This window comes from Neisseria sp. P0006.S009, from assembly GCF_051962915.1.
GTDB lineage: Bacteria > Pseudomonadota > Gammaproteobacteria > Burkholderiales > Neisseriaceae > Neisseria > Neisseria subflava_E.
This window is the reverse complement of sequence record NZ_JBQCUV010000001.1, coordinates 165705-183718: the sequence shown is the minus strand read 5'-3', so window position 1 is coordinate 183718 and position 18014 is coordinate 165705. Positions and strand designations below refer to the sequence as shown.

The window sequence follows — 18014 nt, the reverse complement described above, 5'->3', positions numbered from 1 at the left end:
AATAGGGAAAAGGAAATTAATTTATATTATGTTAAATTATTATAAGTTATAATCATAATTTAGTAATTTAATTAGTATTTTTTAAATTCTTATTCTAAGTCACTTTCAAAGAACAGGATCTTTTGTATCGCTCAGTGGATATCTAAAATTCTAAAAACCATTTGAACTTAAAGATTCAAACGGTTTTTTAGTATCAATTTATTTATATTCCATGCTTCTATATACGGTTAAATTTTAAAATTTAATCCTCCTTCAAATCCAACCGCTTTCATCATAAAGCCCTGCCCGTACTCAAACCTGCCTTGCCATTTTCCCATAAAGTTTTCAGCAATACTTTCCACGCTGACAATTTGGGATCAGGCTGTTTGCCTTGTCCGATTAAATCCATTTGCGTCATGTACCAATTCATTTCCAGCATCGCGCCTGCTTTTTTATCAACCAACGCCACGCCTGTTTGGATGCGGTCGGTTTTCACGGTTTGGTAGGTGCCGTTTTGCATTTTTTTTGCTAAATCAGGCACTAAGGCAAACGGACGAGCGACACCGACCAAATCCAAATGGCCGCTGGATAAGGCGTCTTCCATGGCGTTTTGCGAACGGAAGCCGCCGGTGATAATCAGCGGAGCTTGGCTGACTGCACGGGCTTTTTCGGCGTAATCGATGAAGAAGGCTTCGCGTTTGCGGGTGCTGTCTTTAGCCGCGAGCATTTGCGGGCTTTCGTAGTTGCCACCGGAAACTTCAATAAAATCAATGCCCATTTTCGACAGTTTTTGTACCACCTGCACCGATTCGCTTTCGTCAAATCCGCCTTTTTGGAAATCTGCCGAATTGAGTTTTACTCCCACCAAGAAATCTTTGCACACGGCAGCGCGGATGGCGGTGTAGGTTTCCAAAAGGAAGCGCATACGGTTTTCCAAGCTGCCGCCCCACTGGTCTTGGCGGCGGTTGTGATGCGGCGAAAGGAATTGGCTGATGAGATAGCCGTGCGCAGCGTGAATTTGTACGCCTGAAAACCCTGCCTGTTCGGCAATTTTCGCGGTTTGTACGAATTGCTGAATCAGCCCGTTGATTTCATCGGCAGTCAATTCACGCGGCGGGTTGATAAAGCCGTCCATGCCCACCAACGGCACGGCGCTCGGCGCAAGCGGCGTTTTATTGACCACCGCAGGCGACTGTTTACCCGCATGGTTGATTTGCATGATGAGCAGCGTGTCGTTTTGCGTGCCTGCTTTCGCCCATTTTTTCAGCATCTCAAGGCTGCGGTCGTCTGAAATCACCACATCATTTATCGAACCTTTGCCGCTTTCGGCGACCATCACATTGCCCGTAACCAACACACCTGCACCGCCTTTTGCCCAAGTGTCGTACAGGCGGACGAGTTTTTCAGACGGCTGGTCGTTTTGGGCAAGTTGCTCTTCCATGGCGGATTTGAAGATACGGTTTTTAGTACCCTTTCCGTTTTGAAAAGTGAACGGGGTAAATAACATAATTCTTTCCTTTAAGTTGATAAGTTTAAAAATGTAAACGTATTTGGATAAAAATAAAGGGTTAACAGATAACCCTATTTTGAAAGCGGGCAATTTTGAGCCATCAAATCAGCAAGCTGTCTCAACTTCGCCACCGCATCCGCCATGGCAATACTGTAAAACCGCTCTTTGCCGACCTGTTCCACCGCCACCGCACCGGCTTGCAACATAATTTTCAAATGATGCGACACCGCAGGACGCGACAGATGTAGATGCTCGGTCAGCTCATTCACATTCATCTTGCCGTGTTCCCACAGCACGCGCAGGATTTGATGGCGGTTTTCATCGCTCAACACAGTAAAAATAGGAATGCACTCGCGCATTAAATTCATGGTTTGTTGCGGCATATTCGGTTTCTTGAGTTTATATGTTTAAAAATTTGAACGTATTTTAGAGAGAAAGATGGGGAATGTCAAAGGGAATTTTCAGAAGATGGTTTTAGTGTACAAATCACAGCGTTTCATCAATCATTATCTCAGTCTACAAGCTGTTTCAGACGACCTTTTCGTAATAAAGAGCGGTCAAATTTTTAAGTGTTTTGCAAATCATCTTAAAAACTTGACCACTTGCATCATTATCAAGACCGCAGCCGTCTGAAACATTGATAGACCGGTTACTGATGTTCGCTTTCTGCTACTTTTGTCCATTTTGCCAATGTCTGCTTCATCTGTGCCTGAGGGATGAAGCGGGCCATCCGTTCTACTTCCTTGCCTTGATAAAACAGCAGCCATGCAGGTACGGTCAGCACGTGGAAACGTCCCGCCATTTCGGGTATTTCAGCAATATCAGCTTTTACGGCATACACATTTCCTTCCTCCGCCAAAGCTGAGTCAAGTTGGGCGGCCACGACCGTACAAACACCGCAGATTGGGGCTTTGATGTACAGTGATACTAAAGGGTGTGTGGCGATGGCCTGTTCGATGTCTTTCAAAGTGTGCAGTTGTTGCATGCCATGTCCTCCTTTGAGCGATTAAGCCCTTTTCTAGTTGTCCAGAAAAGGGGCTTTTAACGAAATGAAAACAAGAAAACGTTTTGAGTCGTCTAGATTTTTTCCACAACCACTTTTGCCCGCGCTTTCAGGCTGTTCAACACTGGGGAGGTAGCGGCTGAGCGGTCGGCGAAATTTTGCAGGGTAGGAAGGTCGGCGTCGGCTTTTACTTTTATGGTTAGCACCAGATTATCCAGTCCGCCGTAGCCATCTTCCATGCCGAACAGTTTGGCCATGTCGATACCGCCACTTGCGGATATTTCAAACTGTTCCAGTTTCACGCCTGCCAATGCTGCTTGCAACTCGAAACCTATGGAGCAGCAGCCTGCCGCAGCGCTGATCAGGTATTCCACCGGATTTGGGGCGGCGTTTTCACCGCCCATGTTTTTCGGTTCGTCTGTGGTAAAGGCAGGGAAGCGGCGCACGGAGATTTCATTCTTCGTGCCGGATACCCAGCGCGAATCGGCGCGTAATACTGCCTTGCCTTTTGCATGGTCGTTTTCAACCGCTGCCATGGTAGTTCGGAAACGTTCGATATCTAACCCGTTAATCATGTTTTGTCCTTTCATATGATGAATTGCAGATGGTTTTTCGCTACACTTACACGCCCATTTTCCACGCGGAGATGCGCTTCAAATTATCCACCGTGTCGTGATTGACAATGGCGGCGAACGTGCCGTCCAGTTTGGCAATTTCGGCTTTGTCTTCATCGCTGAGAGCAAAATCAAAGACGTTCAAGTTTTCCGCCATACGTTCGGGTTTGGTGGATTTTGCCAATACAATGATGCCACGTTCCACCAGCCAGCGGGTAATCACTTGCGCCACGGATTTGCCATATTTCGTACCAATTAGCGACTGACAAAATGGTGGGCAAAAGCCCACCGCTTCAAGTTGATGTTTTATTATTAACCGAACACTTTTTTCAAATGTGCTTGGTAGTCTGCGAAGTATTGTTCTACTTGTGGATTTTTAACTACATCGTTACATGTAAATGTCGGTAGACGGGTCAAACCGATAAACTCGTTGAGTTTGTGGAAAGGCATGTACACAGCATCCACATCTTTGCCTTCAAAGAAGTCGCCTTCACGGGTGAACGCTTCAATCGGCGCATTCCACGTAAGCGAAAGCATGTGTTTTTTGCCTTGCAATAAACCACCTGTACCGAAGCCTTCGGTCGGGCTGACACGATGACGGCCATCACTGTGGTAAAGCTTGCCGTGTCCAGCGATAAATACTTCGTCTATGTATTTCTTCACTGTCCAAGGCTCGTGCATCCACCAAACAGGCATCTGCCAAATCACGGCATCCATCCACAAGAATTTTTCGATTTCTGCCTCAATATCATAGCCAGCATCAATCACAGTTTCTTTTACATTGTGTCCAAGTGCGGTCAAAACTTCTTTTGCTTTTTTGTGAAGCGTGTGGTTTAACTCACCATGAGAATGGCCGAAAGCTTTACCACCGTTTAATAATAAAATGTTCATTTTTACTCCTAGAATAAATAATTTATAAAAAAAGGATGTGATGTTTACGGATATTGTCTTCTGTTTACTCTCATGAAGTTGCAGTCATTTTATGATTTGTTTTTATTGAGATAAATAGGGTTTAGCTTTATGATGCAATGAATTAAATTCACTAATAAAAGAGAGTTTAAAGAGAAAATGCAGAACTTTAACGAGCTGAATTATTTTTTAACACTGGCGCAAACACAGAGTTTTGTAAAAGCGGGACAGCTTTTGGGGATTTCTTCTTCGGCGTTGAGCCACAGCATGAAAAATTTAGAAACGCGGCTAAATTTGCGCCTGTTCAACCGCACTACGCGCAATGTGTCGCTGACCGAAGCGGGGCAGCAGCTTTTCGACCAACTTTCCCCACTTTATCAAGCCATAAACCAAGAAGTCGATGCATTAAATGATTTTTTGAATACGCCATCGGGATTGATTCGCATCAACGCCCCGGCGATGGCAGCGGAAGCCGTGTTGTATCCAAAATTAAAGCCGATTTTGAACCAATACCCGAAAATCCGCTTGGAAATCGTGGTGGACGATCGTTGGGCAGATATTGTGAAAGAAGGATTTGATATGGGCGTTCGGTTAGGTAACAAGGTAGCGAAAGAGATGATTGCGGTGCCAATTTCCGCACCGCTCAAAATGGTATTGGTTGCCTCGCCCGATTATTTGGCGCAACACGGTTCACCGAAAAATATTGATGATCTGCAGCAACACCGCCTTATCGGCATAAAACTCTCCGCTGAACACGGCACGGAGATACAGTGGGAATTCAAATACAAAAAAGAGCTGATTACGTTCACGCCAAAATCGCAGTTTTCCATCAACAATCATCTGCGTCTGCAAGCCGTTTCAGACGGCCTTGGCATTGCGTGGATAGCACATATGAGCGTAGCGGATGCACTCAATTCGGGGCACCTGGTCGAGCTGTTGCCTGAGTATGCTATGACTTACGAACCGCTTTACCTCTATTACCCCAGCCGCCGCGGGCATTCGAATGTATTTAAGTTGATTGTGGATACGCTGCGGGTGGAGGTCGTCTGAAAATGTAAAAGCAGCCTGACTTCTTTGCATGGATTTCAGACTGCTTTTTGCTTTCAGGTAGCCTTATAGCTTCTAGGAGACCTTATTCATATACCGCCTGCCACATTGCGTCCTGCACCGCCTGTACCCAGTTTTCAGGCTGCTTGGTCGCTACACCGTCCTTGACCGCCTGTTTGGCAACAGCAACAGCAACAGTAGCAGACGATGCACGCAGGTTATTCACCGATGGCAGGAGCGACGCGCCTTCGTCCTGCGGATTGACTTGCGAGGCGACTGCTTCAGCTGCAGCCAGCAGCATCCCGTCAGTAACGTGTTTCGCACCGGAAACGATAACCCCCAGCCCCAACCCTGGGTAAAGCATGGCGTTGTTAGCTTGACCGATTTCGTAGTTCACGCCTTTATACGGCACGGGTGGCACGGGGATGCCGACAGAAATGAGTGCTTTGCCATCCGACCATTTTATAGCCTCATTCGGCATCACTTCGATTTTCTCGGTCGGGTTAGATAACGGCAGCAGAATTGGGCGCTCCACGCCCGCACATAGGGCTTTGACTACGTCTTCAGTGAATGCGCCGTGATCGGTGGATGTGCCAATCAAGATAGTCGGTTTTACTTGTTTTACAACTTCGAGCAAGCCGATTTTACCGTCCGTTTTCGCCCAGTCGGCAACTTCGGTGGCGGGTCGGGCATATTCCTGCTGGTAATCAGGCAAGCCGTCCATGTCGTCAGTAACCAGTCCGTTGATGTCAATCAGCCATACGCGTTGTTTCGCTTCTTCGCGACTCAGGCCTTCGCGCTCCATCGCCGCACTGATTTGGTCGGCCATACCCGTACCTGCGGTGCCTGCACCGTACACCACCAACCGCTGTTCGGCAAAGGTCTGTTTGGTCACTTTTAGGCCAGAGAATACGGCAGCCATCACAATCGCGCCAGTTCCCTGCATATCGTCGTTGAAAATACGATATTGTCGGCGGTTCTCCACCAAAATGCGGCGGGCATTGGACGGACCGAAGTCTTCAAAGTGCAAAAGCGCATTGGGGAACATTTCAGCAGCAGTTTTCAGGTAGTTTGCAATCAATGCGTCGTAGCGTTCACCACGTACGCGGGCATGGCGATTGCCCAAATAAGTGGGATCATTGAGCAGGGCTTCATTATCTGTACCCACATCTAGATTCACAGCAATGGTGCGGCTGGGATGAATGCCTGCAGCAGCAGTATAAACTGCCAGTTTGCCGACGGAAATATCCGTGCCGTTCACACCCCAGTCGCCGATACCCAAAATCTCTTCCGCATCGGAAACCACAATCAAATCTACATCATTTGCACCCAAGCCCAGCGTTTCAAACGATGCACGGATGTTTTCAGGATGGTTTACATCCAGATAGATAGCTCGCGAACGGCGGTAGTCGCGGCTCCATTTTTTAATTGCTTCGCCGACAGTGGGGTCGTAAACGACGGGTAGCATTTCGGCTAGATGGTCAATCAGGAGTTTGTAGTACAGTACTTCGTTGCGGTTGTGCAGTTGATCAAGAAAGATATATTTTTCAATATTTTTTTCATAGGATGAAAACTGGCGGTAAGCACGCGTGGCCTGTTGTTCGAGCGTTTCTACAACGACAGGTAGGCGGCCGGTCAGGCCATATTTTGCTCGCTCTTCCAATGTGAAAGCGGTATCTTTGTTGGTGAGAGGGTTCTGTAGGATGGTGGGGGTGTTGCTCATATTGTGTCTCCTGTGAAGATTAGGAAAAGCTCGTCCGAAAAATGGACTGTTATATTGTACTTAAAAAATATGAATTAAAAGTTAATTTAACAACCTAGAAAGTCCTTAAAAGTTAATGATTAGCCTTTTAAAGACTACTAACAGACGTGTCACAATGAAACTGAATCTAAACCACACTGTTTCAGGCTACCTGAAACAGTGCAGGCTGCCATTGGTCTGATTTTTTGAATGCGTGCCTACGATGCTGCACCCCTATCCTGTTTTTCAGACGTTTTTTTTCATAACAAAGAGCGGTCAGTTTTTTAGGTATTTTTGTAAATCATCTTCAAAATCTAACCGCTTGTATTTTAAGATTATTTTCCTTTCTTCTGATTCATCAACCAATCACGGGCAGGTTCGAGTAAATAGGCGTAATCAAATGAGTACATATGCTCTGCACCTTTGTGGGTTGAGTTTTCCGGAATTACGGTATTTGGTGTGAAACGGATGAAGTTAATACGTTTGCCTTGGGCAAGCATTTGTTGGACTTTTGCGTCTTGTTCGGTCTGCGGTAATTTGGCAGAGAACTCAGTTTCGGCGTAGCTGACTTTATCTTGTTTCAGCATTTTTCCAACTTGAGCCATGCCTGCAGAGGCTTTTGGATCGGCAGCCGAAACGGTATAAATAAACTTCGCTTTCTCCAATGGTTTTAAAACATTGATATCCCATTGACTGCCGACAAACATAGAAGCCGCAAAGAAGTTAGGATCGATACTATTTAGGTAGAATGAAATCATACCGCCCATGGATTGACCCGTGGTATAAACACGATTGGTATCAATCGCTTTTTCGGCGATCAGATTTTTGACAAGGCGTAAGGTCATGGGGACTTCTTCAGTTGTTTCCCATTTATCGTTGACTGCCGTTTTGGTGTAAGACGGTACAAGGACAAAGGCTGGGTATTTCGCCTGCGCTTCATCGGTTGCCCAGATGATGCCGCCGTAGCCTTGCATTAGTGGGGCTTTTACGCCTTTTCCTGCTGTGCTGGCATCTGCGATAAACATGACTAACGGATATTTGCGACCTGGCTCAAGATTTTTCGGGATGTACAGGTTGTACTGCATTTCTTTGCCTGTTTTGGGATCTTTAAACGTTAACACTTCAAAACGAGGTGCAATTTGTTCACGCAAGGCAAGCAAGCGACTATCGTAGGATTTATCCGCGCCGCCGTATTGTTTGTCCCAAGCTGTATTTTGCATGTTTTGAGTCGTCATTGCTTTTTCAGTCGCATTTGGGGTGGTATTGCAAGCGGCAAGTAACAAGCTTGCAGCAATCATCGTTACGGTTTTCTTCATCGTGGAAACTCCTTAAATTTTGCGGGAAATCATTAATTTTTTTCGATGCCTAAACGGTTCAACGCATCAATAGCTGGCTGGGAAATATGGTCGCCTCGTTTAGCAGACTCTTGATACCAATGTACGGCTTTGGTCATGTCTTTTGCCGTGCCGATGCCGTTTTCGTAGCAATGGCCGAGCCAGTATTGCCCGGTGATGTCGCCCTCTTCTGCCGCTTGCATGAAGTAGGTAAAAGCGGTTTTCGCATTCTTGGTGATACCTTCACCGTTCAGATACATCAGCCCCAGATAACGCGGCGCTTTCATATGCCCAGCCTGTTGAGCTTGCTCAAAGTAGGGCATTGCATGTTGGTAATCCTGTTTTTGATACAAGGCGATGCCTTCGTCCAACAGGGCTTTCGCCTGCTCATTATGTTGCGGAACGGTGGAACAGGCGGCGAGAAGGGTTGTAGCGACGAGCGCGGATAGTTTGGACTTCATAAATCACTCCCTAACATGTATCGCGAATTGAAATAATAGTACAAAGTTTCGTTAAAGTGCGGTCAGATTTCAAGGCTTTTTATTTATCCCTTCACCAAAACAACGCATTAAGCAATCCAATACGGTGCGTACTTTTGCTGATTGGGTGCGATGTGCGGTGGTGGCATAAAGGGTGCTGGTGGGGAGTTTGTGCAAATAGTCTGGGGAAGCACAAATCAAGGTTTGCCATTGTGCCAATGGGCGCGAGATGCTGTCGGCGTGAGGCTGCGTGTGGTGCGGTTAAGCAATTTGACGCCGTAATAATTTTCCAGCTTGCGAATGACTTGACTGATTGCGCTGGCAGTCATGCACAAATTCGCCACATCCGGTATTTGTCTTGAACTTCCCGGCTGTTTGGACTATTGTAGAACCGTATTTGAATAACAAATAATGAAAGGAAAAAAAATGCTTAAATTATTTACTTTACCCGGTGAAGGTAAAATTCGCAGTTCATCACCTTTCGCTTGGAAAACTGAAGCGATGCTGCGTTTATCCGGCTTAGATTTCGAAAAAGAATATGTTGCCGATCTCAGCAAAATGCCTAAAGGCAAAGTTCCGGTATTGCAGGATGGCGAGAAGTTGATCCCTGATAGCTCTCTCATTCAGCGTTATCTAACCGAAACCTACGGCATTGATTTAGATAAACATTTAACGCCTGAACAAAAAGCGATTGCTGAAGCCTTTCGCCGTATGACAGAAGAACATTTATATTGGATGGTCGTATATAACCGTTTCGTCGATCCTCTCAGCAAACCATTTATGATGAAGGCAATGTTTGATGGCATGCCGACCGAACAAGCCGAAGCGATTTTTGCTGTGTTACAGGAAAACGCGAAAAAAGAAATGTACGGACATGGTATCGGAAGACACACGCAATCCGATATTTACGCCTTCGGAAAAGGAGATTTAGATGCCATTAGCAACTACTTAGGCACAAAATCCTACTTTTTCGGCGAAGAATTAACCTCCGTTGATGTGTCCATCGTGCCTGTTGTTGCAAACCTGATTCTTACCCCCATCGACACTGAAATTGCGCTATATGCAAGAACCAAAGCAAATTTAGTCGCCTATATTGAACGTTTCGATCGGGCAGTATTTGGAGAATAAAGCAAGAAATAAAAGGCCGTCTGAAATTTTTCAGACGGCCTTTTATTTATATCTCCCAGCCTTTTCTCAGCAAATCCTTTATTGTTTGATCGGCTGCTAATCAATTACCTACTCCAACTTTAACAATGGAAAGTGGACAATATATTCAATCCGGTTATGCCGCACCAACGCTATACGTTTCGCCCTTGCTGTCCGCTTGGCCGACAATGGTAGCAACGGCAGCGGCCAAGCCGTTGCGCGTCATGTATTTTTGCGGAATTTCTTGGGCATTTTGTGTCAAGGTATAGGCATTATCTTCGCCATCGGCAAGGCCGCAGGGGCGCAAGATGGTCCAATTCAAACTGCTTTGTTTGAGATAGATTTCGGCTTCTGTTTTGGCTCGGACGGCTTCGCCGAGTGCCTGTTTGAACGGCTCGCTCATCATGTCCCATTGTTCACCGCAGCCCATGCTGGTAATCAATACAAAGCGGGCTTGCGGATTGGCGGCTTTCGTCGCGGCAATGATGTTGATATTGCCCAGCGCATCGCTGCGGATACCCTCTTCGTTTTTACCGCCGACAAAACTGATCACGGTATCGGGACGATATTGTGCCAACGCTTTATCGAGCGCGTCGGCATCAAGCGCATCGGCGACGACGATTTGAATATTGTGTTCGGCAAAAAAGCTGTCTTCAGACGGCTTTCTTAATACGGCGACGGTATCGGCTGAGTCAGTCAATGTGCGGATATAGGCGCGACCGGACGGCCCGTTGGCTCCGAAGATGAGTTGCATGTTTGGGGTCCTTTGTATGGTAGATGTTTATTGTTAGAAAATCCGCTCCTCTATGTAACAAGGAACGGATTATCAGGCCGTCTGAAACCGTTTAAGCGGCATCAAACAGTTTGCGCATGGCTTCGATTTGATGTTGTTTCAACTCGCCTGCTTCATCGCGACCGACAAAAATTTTAAACATGGCGCCACCATTGCGGTTGATAAAGTTGAGCGAGCAAGTGGCTTTGCCCATGAACGGGCGTTCCAAAAGGTAGATGGAGGCGCAGTTTTCGTAATAGATATGACCGTGTACGCCGCCGTCAGTTTCGGGATGATCAAAGTTGTAGAAACCGCGGCCGACTTTGCCGTTAGGCAGTTTGCCGCTGACTTCGACGATGGCATCGGGGGTGTGGGCGATGAAGGTAACGGATTCATCCCATGCGGCGATGGCTTGGAGAATTTCGACAATGCGGCTGCCTTCGGTTTGGCGCACGTTCTCTTCAGGCAGGCAGCGGATAACGTCTTCAAAACTGCATTGGTTTTGCGCGGCCAGCATTTCCAGCACTTGGCCGGGATTTTTTTCTAATGATTGGCGCAACATGGTTTGTTGTTCGGCTGAAAGTTTTTGCATGGTTTGATCCTTTTCTTGAGTCGGAAGAGTGAGCATGAGTTTGCGGATAAGGGTGGGCGACCAATAACGGCCGCTGGTATTCAAACGGATCAGGCCGTCTGAATCGGGTTCTTTAAAAAGCTGCATTTCCTGCCATTGAGCAATCAGCTTTTGCGCTGCTTTGTTGCCGTCGAACAATAATGGATTCAGACGGCCTGTTTCAATATCGTGCTGGACTTTGCTGAGAAGTGCTTTATTTGGACTATGGCCGCTCATAAATGCGATGTTTTTCTCGCCTTTCGGCGTGGCGAGATAGCTTTCCAAATCGCCCTGCACCTGATAGCTGAAACCGCCGAAGTTACCGCCTGCGCCGGAGCCGAACGCCAAACAGGAAATATCGGATTTGATCAGGGTATTGTAGCGGTTGCGCTCGCCACGGCCGGGATAGGCGAAGTGGCTGTTGCTGACCTGTTCCCAGCCTTTTTCCAGCAGTGTTTCAACCGTGTAGGCATATTGGTCTGCCTGAATATCGAAACCTGGCGGTGTCGGAAATGCGCCTTTTTCAATCATGCGGTTGATGGGCAGCATGGGATAAAGGTTGAACGCGTACGTATCCAAACCAGACAGCGGCAGCTCGGTGGCGCGGGCGATATCGTTTTGCCAAACTTCATCGGTTTGATTGGGTAGGCCGAACATCAAATCGGCCACAATCACGGCATCGAGTTTGCACAATTTTGCCAAATATTCAAACGCCTCGTCGCCGCTGTGTTTGCGGCCGAGACGGCGGCGGATGGCGGTATTGAAGGTTTGCACGCCGATGGAAATGCGGTTGGCCCCTGCTTCGAGACAAGCCTGTGCTTTTTCTAAATCGAAATGGCTCATGCGCCCTTCAATGGTGAACTCGCAATCTTCGGCAAGCGGCAGATATTGGTAGCAGGCACGAATCAGACGGACGAGGTCTTCCGTAAGCAACGCGGTCGGCGTACCGCCCCCGAAATAAACGGCTCGGATTTTGCCCTTGCCTGTACGGACTTCGGCTTCAGCGGCCATTTCTTCGATAATTTTGTCGGTGTACACGCTGCTTTGGCTGTCCTTCCACGCATTACGGTAGAAGCCGCAAAAAACGCAATGGTTGGCGCAAAATGGAATATGCAGATAAGCAAGCGCATCCACATCGGTGGCATGGGGAAGCTTTTTCTTCCAAATGTTCTGCCACTGGGGACGCGGCATTGGAACACCGCCCCAAACTGGCATCAATGCCTGACGTTCGGGAAATGCCTTGGGCGCGGATTGTTTCGGAGTCCAAACAAGCTGCTGTACCATGATAATGATTAATAAAAGTTATTAATAAGATTTATATATTAAATAACCATCATCATTTTCTTGTCAATATTTTTGCGTAATTAAAAATTAGTATTATTTTAAAATATTGTATTCTATAAATAATAAAATGTATTTCTATTTGATGAAAATCGGCATTTTACTTGTGAAATGCACAAAATTTGGTTCTTCAAGTCGGGAACATCCTCCCATCTCGTTTTATTTTTGAACGATAAAATAAATTTTCTTTATCGTTTTTCAGACGGCCTGTTGGCGCTCAGCTTCTGAAATAAAACCCTGCTTCATCTTCGCAACGGCGTATCTGCCAACCGTAAACCGATTCAAGCAAGTCGGGGCGCATCACTTCGCCCACCTTGCCTGATGCAACGACTTTTCCCTTATTCATCAAAATAATATGTTCCGCATAACGCGCGGCGAGGTTTAAATCGTGTAATACCATTATTGATGAGGCACGGCTTGAATGCCCGACCAAATACTGCATCAGGCGGTGTTGGTGGCGGATATCGAGATGGTTGCACGGTTCGTCCAAAAGCAAGACCGGCGCGTTTTGCAACAGGGCGCGGATGATGTTGGCGCGTTGTTGCTCGCCGCCTGAGAGCTTGCCGATGCGTTTATCCGCCAATACCGTCAAATCAAAATAATCGAGCAACTCGTCCGCCCATTCATGGTTCAGACGGCCTTTTTGTACGAATGACGCCAACGCAATGTATTCGCGTACGGTCATCGGCATATTGTAACGGCCATGCTGCCCGACCCATGCCACCCTGCCCGTGCGGATTTGCGGCGCAACGGCCTCACCGAAAAGCGTGATTCCCCCCTGCCCTGTTTGCCCGATTAAGGCCCGCAGCAAAGTAGATTTGCCCGCACCATTCGGGCCGATAATGACGGTCATGCCCGAAGGTATATCCAGTTGATCGATTTCAAGCAGGGTTTTGTCTTGGACGCGGACGGAAAGATTACAGATTTGAAATAAGGTGTGCATAGAAAAGATATGGGGCAATAAAGTTTCAGACGGCCTGTTTAGGCATTAACGGCTTTTCAAAGGCTTGATAAACAAATACATAAAAAACGGTCCGCCCAATAAGGCAATCACGATCCCGACCGGCAGATCGACAGGGTATGTCAGCCAGCGCGCCGCGCCGTCCACCACCATCAAAAATACCGCGCCCAACCAAGCCGACAGCGCAATCAGTTTGCGGCGGCTGCCGCCGACGGTTTGCGCCAGCACATTGGGGATCATCATGCCGAGAAAACCGATGATGCCCGAAAGCGATACCGCCGCTCCCGTCATCAATGCCGCGCCGATTACGGTTTGCACACGCAATGCCCCGACCGACACCCCCATACTGGCAGCCGTGTCTTCCCCTGTCATCAAAACGTCCAGCCGCCTGCCTGCCGACAACAAAATCAGAAAACCGGGCAACATGACCGAAATTGCCGCAACAGGCGATGAGAAACCGGCTTCGGCAAGGCTGCCCGACAGCCATGTGGTCGCGCTGCGCAATACCAAATCGTCAGACAAAAACAAAATCATGCTGACCACCGCGCCCGAAAACGCGCTCAACACAAAACCCAACACCAGCAACCCCAAAGTACCGCCGCCGAGCAGTTTGTGCACCGCCAAAATCAGCAGGCACACACCCAATGCGCCGAGAAAAGCCGCCGCCGGCACACCCATCGCGCCGCCGCCCAGAGCCAATAACACAATCACGCCCAAGGCCGCCCCGCCCGATGTCCCGATCAAACTCGGATCGGCCAACGGATTCTCAAATAAAGCCTGCAATGCTGCCCCCGAAGCGGACAAACCGGCCCCGACCAAAAGCGCGGTATAGATGCGCGGTAAACGAATTTGGCGGACGGTTTCATCCATCGCCAACGGCGACTCCCACGCGCCAAAACCGATGCCGCAGCACAAATAAACGGCGGCGGCAGTAAGCAATAGGCAGAGGGTAAGGATATGCGGTTTCATGACATCATGCGGTTTAAGCGGATTGAGGAACGGTTTCAGACAGCATTTTTAAGACAACCGTTTTGCTTCCTCCTCAACAAGAAGGAACAAATCAAGGCCGTCTGGAAACAAAAATCGGGCAGAGTTTTCAAAACAGGTGCGTTTATTTCGCCAAACCATGCAAACGCTGAATCACTTGCGGCGTATCCAGACCATAACGGAACATATCGTTGGCCTTCCACAAATAAATCTTGCCGTTTTTCGCGGCAGGCGAGCCGGAGATTTCGGGACGTGCGGCAAAGGTTTTGACGTTGCCTATCATGGCGGTGTTGTGGTCGGCAATAATGATGATGTCGGGTTTGGCCGCAATCCATGCCTCACGCGTCATCGGTTTGAGGCCGTCAATGGCGGCTGCGGCATTGATACCGCCGGCGCGGCGGATGATTTCGTCGGCGGCAGTATTTTTGCCCGATACGATGCGCCCGTCGTAGCTGAAGAGGTAGCGTTTGCCGCTGGAAGGCTGCTGTTTCATATCCGCCTGCCACTTGCTTGCCAACTTGTCCGCCTGCGCGCTTTTGCCGATAAGCTGACCGATGTTGCGGATACTTTGCGGATAGGCGGCAATGCTGTCGTCGGGCGCAACATTGACGGCTTTAATGCCTGCTTTTTGCAGGTGGGCAAAAATATCGGCAGGCTGCGCCATCCATGAACCGATGGCAATGTCGGGTTTGGCGGCCACAATCGGCTCAACCGTCAGACGGCGATGAATGCCGATACTGGGCTTGTTTTTCAATGCCGGATTTTGAACGGTCTGATCGCGGCCGACGATTTCGTCCAATGCGCCGAGCGCGGCAACAATGTCTGCCGTATCGGGGGTCAACACGACGATGCGTTGCGCGTGTGCAGTGCCGGCCAACGAAATAAGTGCGGAAAGCAGGAGGAGTTTGAGTTTCATTGATTTTCCTTGTCGAATGCTTTCAGACGGCCTGCTCGCTTTCTCAGGCCGTCTGAAAACGGTTGAATCACATTAGAACTTCAGTTGTATGGTTGCGGCGAAATTGCGGCCGCTTTCGGTGTACAAGTCCATCACACTGGTACGGCTCATGCCGGCAACGTCTGCGTGCTGCCAGTATTTTTTGTTGCCGACGTTGTAAATGTTTGCGCCGATTTCAAGGTTTTTAAACGGCTTGTACCACGCGCCGACATCCCATACGCCGTAGCCCGGCGCTTGGAAAACAGTGTCGCTGCTGACGCGGCTGTGTTTTTTCGACCAGCGCAGCTTGGTGCCGACACCCCATTTTTCCTGCGTGTAATCCAAACCCAAAACGCCGTTAAGCGGATAAGCGGAATCCAACGGTTTGCCGTCCTGCTGCTCACCGCGCATCCAAGCGATGCTGCCGGAGACTTGCCAGCCCGGCAGGAATTTGTAGGCGGCGGAAGCTTCGGCACCGTAGGTTTTAACGTGATCGAGGTTTTGATATTGGTACTGGATAATCGGGCGTCTGCCAACGGTGGAGGTACCGATTTCAGTGCGGTTGATGAAATTGCGGTAACGGTTGTAGAACGCGGTAACTTGCGCACGGGCGCGTTCGTTTTTAAATTTCATCCCCAATTCAAAGCTGTTGGAGCGTTCGGATTTGAGGTTGGCATTGGGAATGACCGCATAGCCGTAGGTCGTATTGGCAAACGCCATGGTTGCACTGTCAAACGGCGGCGTACGGAAGCCTTGGGAATAAGTAGCGAAACCGGTGAACTGCTCACCCATCGGCACACTCAGGCGCAGGCTGGGTGTGAGCGCGGAATCGTTGAAGCGCGTCGCCGTTCCGCTGGGATTGGCGTTGAGATAGGCTTGATCGGTCGACGTGTTCAGCTTGTCTTTTTCGTAACGCAAGGCCGGGGTCAGGACGATGCCGTCGCCGAAGGTCAGGCTGTCTTGTGCGTAAACGCTGAACGTTTTGCGCTTGCTATCGGGGAAAGTTTTATTCGGATAGGTGCTGCCTGCATAAACTTTGCTGACGGCGCCGGTCAGATTGTCCACTGTCAGACTGTCGCGCGGACGGGCGGTCTCGGTGTGTTTGTATTCGGCGCCGGCAACGACGGTTTGTTTGACCGCGCCGTCAAATTCCCACACGCCGCGCCCATTCAGTCCGCGTATGGTCTGATTGAAACCGTAGTCGGAATAACGGGTCGAGTTACCTAATTGGCGCGCGCCCATACGCGTCATGCTGACATCGACGGCATCGTCTTCCGTACGCAGTTTTTGCTGATAGGCAGTCAGGTTGGCTTCTTTCAGACGGCCTTCGCCAGTGTAGCGGTAGCCCGCTTCGATACGTTGACGGCGGATACGGTCGCGGGCGTTGCTCTCAGATGTTGCGATGGTTACCGGCCCGCGCGATTGCGAACCCAAGCCGTTTGCCAATACGGTATCGTTGGCGTGGTAATACTGTTCGTACAAAGTTTCCAAGCGGTGGCGTTCATTGCCGATATTGCCTTTCGCCAAGATATTGTAGGCATTGTTTTTCTGTGGATTGGTGGCAGTACGCGCAGTCGAGTAGCTGGTATCGTTGCCCATGTTTTCGGTTTCATGACCTTGGCGGCGCGTCAGCATCAGCAGACCTTCGGCGTTTTCATGGAAACCTGCTACAGTCGCCGTCACGCCGTGGCTGCGGTCGCGGCTGCGGTAGCCGTGTTTCAAACCGAAATGCCCGCGTTTGCCCGCATCGACGAAATCACTCGGTGAGAGCGTCACCATGTTCACTACGCCACCGAGCGCATCGCTGCCGTACAGCGCGGAATAAGGGCCTTTGACAATATCGACCTGCTTGAGCGTATCGCTTTCGACCATATCACGTCCCGAAATCGCGCCGTTGGAGCCGCCGCCTGCATAAGATTCGGGAATGCGCACGCCGTCCACCATCATCAGAATGCGGTTGCCGTCTATGCCTCGGATATTGATACCGGCATGACCGCGGCGGTTGTTGTCTGACGGCACGCTGACGCCGGGCTCATACATCACGATATCGTCCAAATTCTGCGCCGAGGCTTGATTCAAGGTTTTGCGTCCGATAACCGACACATTCGGAGCGGCTTTATCCAAGGTTTGCGCATTGCGGTCGGCCGTAACCACCACAGGTTCTATTTCTGCCTGAGCCACCGGCATCTGAGCCGCATATAACTGTCCGGAAAAAACCGCCCCTACCACACAGGCAATCGATTTCTTTTTCATTACATGACCCTATTATTTGAATAAAAATGGTTTTCATTTATAAAACAAATAGGCAGTTTTTGCAAGTTTAGGAACCACAAGATAGCACTAAAAACCACTTCAAAAACGCAAAATATAGTATGACGTAGCTGGATAAATAATTCATGGATCAGAGGCAAAGTGCCCGACCGCGTCGGCATAGAAAACAGACCTGCCGTTGTCGACCAAAAATCCCGCATCGGCAATTAGGAGGCCGACACCATCATCGACAATGATCGAGAAGTACATCGCAGAGGAAAACATTTAGCCACGAAACGCCAAGTGTTTTATTCTTGAATCTGTTCCAACCACTGGTATTCGGATGTTGCATTTGGAATCCGAATCCAAGCCTGTCTGAAATATTCAAACAAGTTTT

At 48.8% G+C, this 18014-nt stretch carries 17 protein-coding genes and 1 pseudogene; 2 read left to right on the top strand and 16 right to left on the bottom strand.

The genetic code is table 11. The annotated features are described in order from the left end of the window. Positions 1-271 precede the first annotated feature (271 nt). The 6 genes from ACTHTK_RS00865 to ACTHTK_RS00840 all read right to left on the bottom strand — a co-directional run bounded on the left by ACTHTK_RS00865 (position 272) and on the right by ACTHTK_RS00840 (position 3997). Positions 272-1486 (bottom strand): NADH:flavin oxidoreductase/NADH oxidase family protein, encoded by a 1215-nt coding sequence (locus ACTHTK_RS00865; RefSeq protein WP_107723283.1) that lies wholly within the window; start codon positions 1484-1486, stop codon positions 272-274. Between the two features lie 74 nt (positions 1487-1560). After that, positions 1561-1872 carry an ArsR/SmtB family transcription factor gene (locus tag ACTHTK_RS00860; protein ID WP_107723282.1) on the bottom strand — a complete coding sequence of 104 codons (312 nt, stop codon included), beginning with the start codon at positions 1870-1872 and terminating at the stop codon, positions 1561-1563. Between the two features lie 266 nt (positions 1873-2138). Then, positions 2139-2474, bottom strand: a complete 336-nt coding sequence (locus ACTHTK_RS00855) for a thioredoxin family protein (protein WP_107723280.1) — start codon at positions 2472-2474, stop codon at positions 2139-2141. A gap of 92 nt (positions 2475-2566) precedes the next feature. Beyond that, the gene (locus ACTHTK_RS00850) at positions 2567-3067 is read right to left on the bottom strand and encodes an OsmC family protein (RefSeq protein WP_224783358.1); all 501 of its coding nucleotides are present in this window, start codon (positions 3065-3067) and stop codon (positions 2567-2569) included. A gap of 46 nt (positions 3068-3113) precedes the next feature. Next, positions 3114-3338 (bottom strand): aldo/keto reductase, encoded by a 225-nt coding sequence (locus ACTHTK_RS00845; RefSeq protein WP_234394577.1) that lies wholly within the window; start codon positions 3336-3338, stop codon positions 3114-3116. Between the two features lie 80 nt (positions 3339-3418). Continuing rightward, positions 3419-3997, bottom strand: coding sequence for an NAD(P)H-dependent oxidoreductase (locus ACTHTK_RS00840; protein WP_107723279.1), 579 nt, complete (start codon positions 3995-3997; stop codon positions 3419-3421). Positions 3998-4174: 177 nt separating this feature from the next. Here ACTHTK_RS00840 and ACTHTK_RS00835 point away from each other — a divergent pair, with 177 nt between their 5' ends. Next, on the top strand, positions 4175-5065 hold the full coding sequence (locus ACTHTK_RS00835; protein ID WP_107723278.1) for a LysR family transcriptional regulator: 891 nt from the start codon (positions 4175-4177) through the stop codon (positions 5063-5065). Positions 5066-5147: 82 nt separating this feature from the next. Here the strand turns inward: ACTHTK_RS00835 and ACTHTK_RS00830 are convergent, their stop codons facing one another. The 4 genes and pseudogenes from ACTHTK_RS00830 to ACTHTK_RS00815 all read right to left on the bottom strand — a co-directional run. Beyond that, a complete protein-coding gene (locus tag ACTHTK_RS00830) occupies positions 5148-6785 on the bottom strand; it encodes an NAD-dependent malic enzyme (protein WP_107723277.1) in 1638 nt (545 codons plus the stop codon). 353 nt (positions 6786-7138) lie between these two features. Then, the gene (locus ACTHTK_RS00825) at positions 7139-8119 is read right to left on the bottom strand and encodes a pyrroline-5-carboxylate reductase (protein ID WP_107723276.1); all 981 of its coding nucleotides are present in this window, start codon (positions 8117-8119) and stop codon (positions 7139-7141) included. A 32-nt stretch (positions 8120-8151) separates the two neighbouring features. Then, complete coding sequence (locus tag ACTHTK_RS00820; RefSeq protein WP_107723275.1) at positions 8152-8598, bottom strand: tetratricopeptide repeat protein; 447 nt, start codon at positions 8596-8598, stop codon at positions 8152-8154. 239 nt (positions 8599-8837) lie between these two features. Continuing rightward, positions 8838-8957 (bottom strand): annotated as a pseudogene (locus ACTHTK_RS00815) (LysR family transcriptional regulator); the annotation flags it as partial. Positions 8958-9042: 85 nt separating this feature from the next. Here ACTHTK_RS00815 and ACTHTK_RS00810 point away from each other — a divergent pair. Then, complete coding sequence (locus tag ACTHTK_RS00810; protein WP_159068464.1) at positions 9043-9744, top strand: glutathione S-transferase family protein; 702 nt, start codon at positions 9043-9045, stop codon at positions 9742-9744. A 154-nt stretch (positions 9745-9898) separates the two neighbouring features. On the opposite strand, the gene ACTHTK_RS00805 is transcribed toward ACTHTK_RS00810, so the two are convergent. The 6 genes from ACTHTK_RS00805 to ACTHTK_RS00780 form a co-directional block, all read right to left on the bottom strand. Beyond that, positions 9899-10516, bottom strand: a complete 618-nt coding sequence (locus ACTHTK_RS00805) for an NAD(P)H-binding protein (RefSeq protein WP_107723272.1) — start codon at positions 10514-10516, stop codon at positions 9899-9901. Positions 10517-10607: 91 nt separating this feature from the next. Then, positions 10608-12428, bottom strand: a complete 1821-nt coding sequence (gene hutW, locus ACTHTK_RS00800; protein ID WP_440378221.1) for a heme anaerobic degradation radical SAM methyltransferase ChuW/HutW — start codon at positions 12426-12428, stop codon at positions 10608-10610. 274 nt (positions 12429-12702) lie between these two features. Beyond that, on the bottom strand, positions 12703-13428 hold the full coding sequence (locus ACTHTK_RS00795; RefSeq protein ID WP_107792248.1) for an ABC transporter ATP-binding protein: 726 nt from the start codon (positions 13426-13428) through the stop codon (positions 12703-12705). Between the two features lie 45 nt (positions 13429-13473). Then, complete coding sequence (locus ACTHTK_RS00790) at positions 13474-14415, bottom strand: FecCD family ABC transporter permease (RefSeq protein WP_440378220.1); 942 nt, start codon at positions 14413-14415, stop codon at positions 13474-13476. A gap of 142 nt (positions 14416-14557) precedes the next feature. After that, positions 14558-15349 (bottom strand): heme/hemin ABC transporter substrate-binding protein, encoded by a 792-nt coding sequence (locus ACTHTK_RS00785; RefSeq protein WP_107792250.1) that lies wholly within the window; start codon positions 15347-15349, stop codon positions 14558-14560. A gap of 72 nt (positions 15350-15421) precedes the next feature. Then, entirely contained in the window at positions 15422-17620 is a 2199-nt protein-coding gene (locus ACTHTK_RS00780; RefSeq protein ID WP_440378219.1) for a TonB-dependent hemoglobin/transferrin/lactoferrin family receptor, read from the bottom strand. Positions 17621-18014 lie beyond the last annotated feature (394 nt).

What these genes read in the sequence shown, in the direction of transcription:
- ACTHTK_RS00865 (WP_107723283.1), bottom strand. Translation starts at nt 1,486, where the DNA reads ATGTTATTTACCCCGTTCACTTTTCAAAACGGAAAGGGTACTAAAAAC.
- ACTHTK_RS00860 (WP_107723282.1), bottom strand. Translation starts at nt 1,872, where the DNA reads ATGCCGCAACAAACCATGAATTTAATGCGCGAGTGCATTCCTATTTTT.
- ACTHTK_RS00855 (WP_107723280.1), bottom strand. Translation starts at nt 2,474, where the DNA reads ATGCAACAACTGCACACTTTGAAAGACATCGAACAGGCCATCGCCACA.
- ACTHTK_RS00850 (WP_224783358.1), bottom strand. Translation starts at nt 3,067, where the DNA reads ATGATTAACGGGTTAGATATCGAACGTTTCCGAACTACCATGGCAGCG.
- ACTHTK_RS00840 (WP_107723279.1), bottom strand. Translation starts at nt 3,997, where the DNA reads ATGAACATTTTATTATTAAACGGTGGTAAAGCTTTCGGCCATTCTCAT.
- ACTHTK_RS00835 (WP_107723278.1), top strand. Translation starts at nt 4,175, where the DNA reads ATGCAGAACTTTAACGAGCTGAATTATTTTTTAACACTGGCGCAAACA.
- ACTHTK_RS00830 (WP_107723277.1), bottom strand. Translation starts at nt 6,785, where the DNA reads ATGAGCAACACCCCCACCATCCTACAGAACCCTCTCACCAACAAAGAT.
- ACTHTK_RS00825 (WP_107723276.1), bottom strand. Translation starts at nt 8,119, where the DNA reads ATGAAGAAAACCGTAACGATGATTGCTGCAAGCTTGTTACTTGCCGCT.
- ACTHTK_RS00820 (WP_107723275.1), bottom strand. Translation starts at nt 8,598, where the DNA reads ATGAAGTCCAAACTATCCGCGCTCGTCGCTACAACCCTTCTCGCCGCC.
- ACTHTK_RS00810 (WP_159068464.1), top strand. Translation starts at nt 9,043, where the DNA reads ATGCTTAAATTATTTACTTTACCCGGTGAAGGTAAAATTCGCAGTTCA.
- ACTHTK_RS00805 (WP_107723272.1), bottom strand. Translation starts at nt 10,516, where the DNA reads ATGCAACTCATCTTCGGAGCCAACGGGCCGTCCGGTCGCGCCTATATC.
- hutW (WP_440378221.1), bottom strand. Translation starts at nt 12,428, where the DNA reads ATGGTACAGCAGCTTGTTTGGACTCCGAAACAATCCGCGCCCAAGGCA.
- ACTHTK_RS00795 (WP_107792248.1), bottom strand. Translation starts at nt 13,428, where the DNA reads ATGCACACCTTATTTCAAATCTGTAATCTTTCCGTCCGCGTCCAAGAC.
- ACTHTK_RS00790 (WP_440378220.1), bottom strand. Translation starts at nt 14,415, where the DNA reads ATGAAACCGCATATCCTTACCCTCTGCCTATTGCTTACTGCCGCCGCC.
- ACTHTK_RS00785 (WP_107792250.1), bottom strand. Translation starts at nt 15,349, where the DNA reads ATGAAACTCAAACTCCTCCTGCTTTCCGCACTTATTTCGTTGGCCGGC.
- ACTHTK_RS00780 (WP_440378219.1), bottom strand. Translation starts at nt 17,620, where the DNA reads ATGAAAAAGAAATCGATTGCCTGTGTGGTAGGGGCGGTTTTTTCCGGA.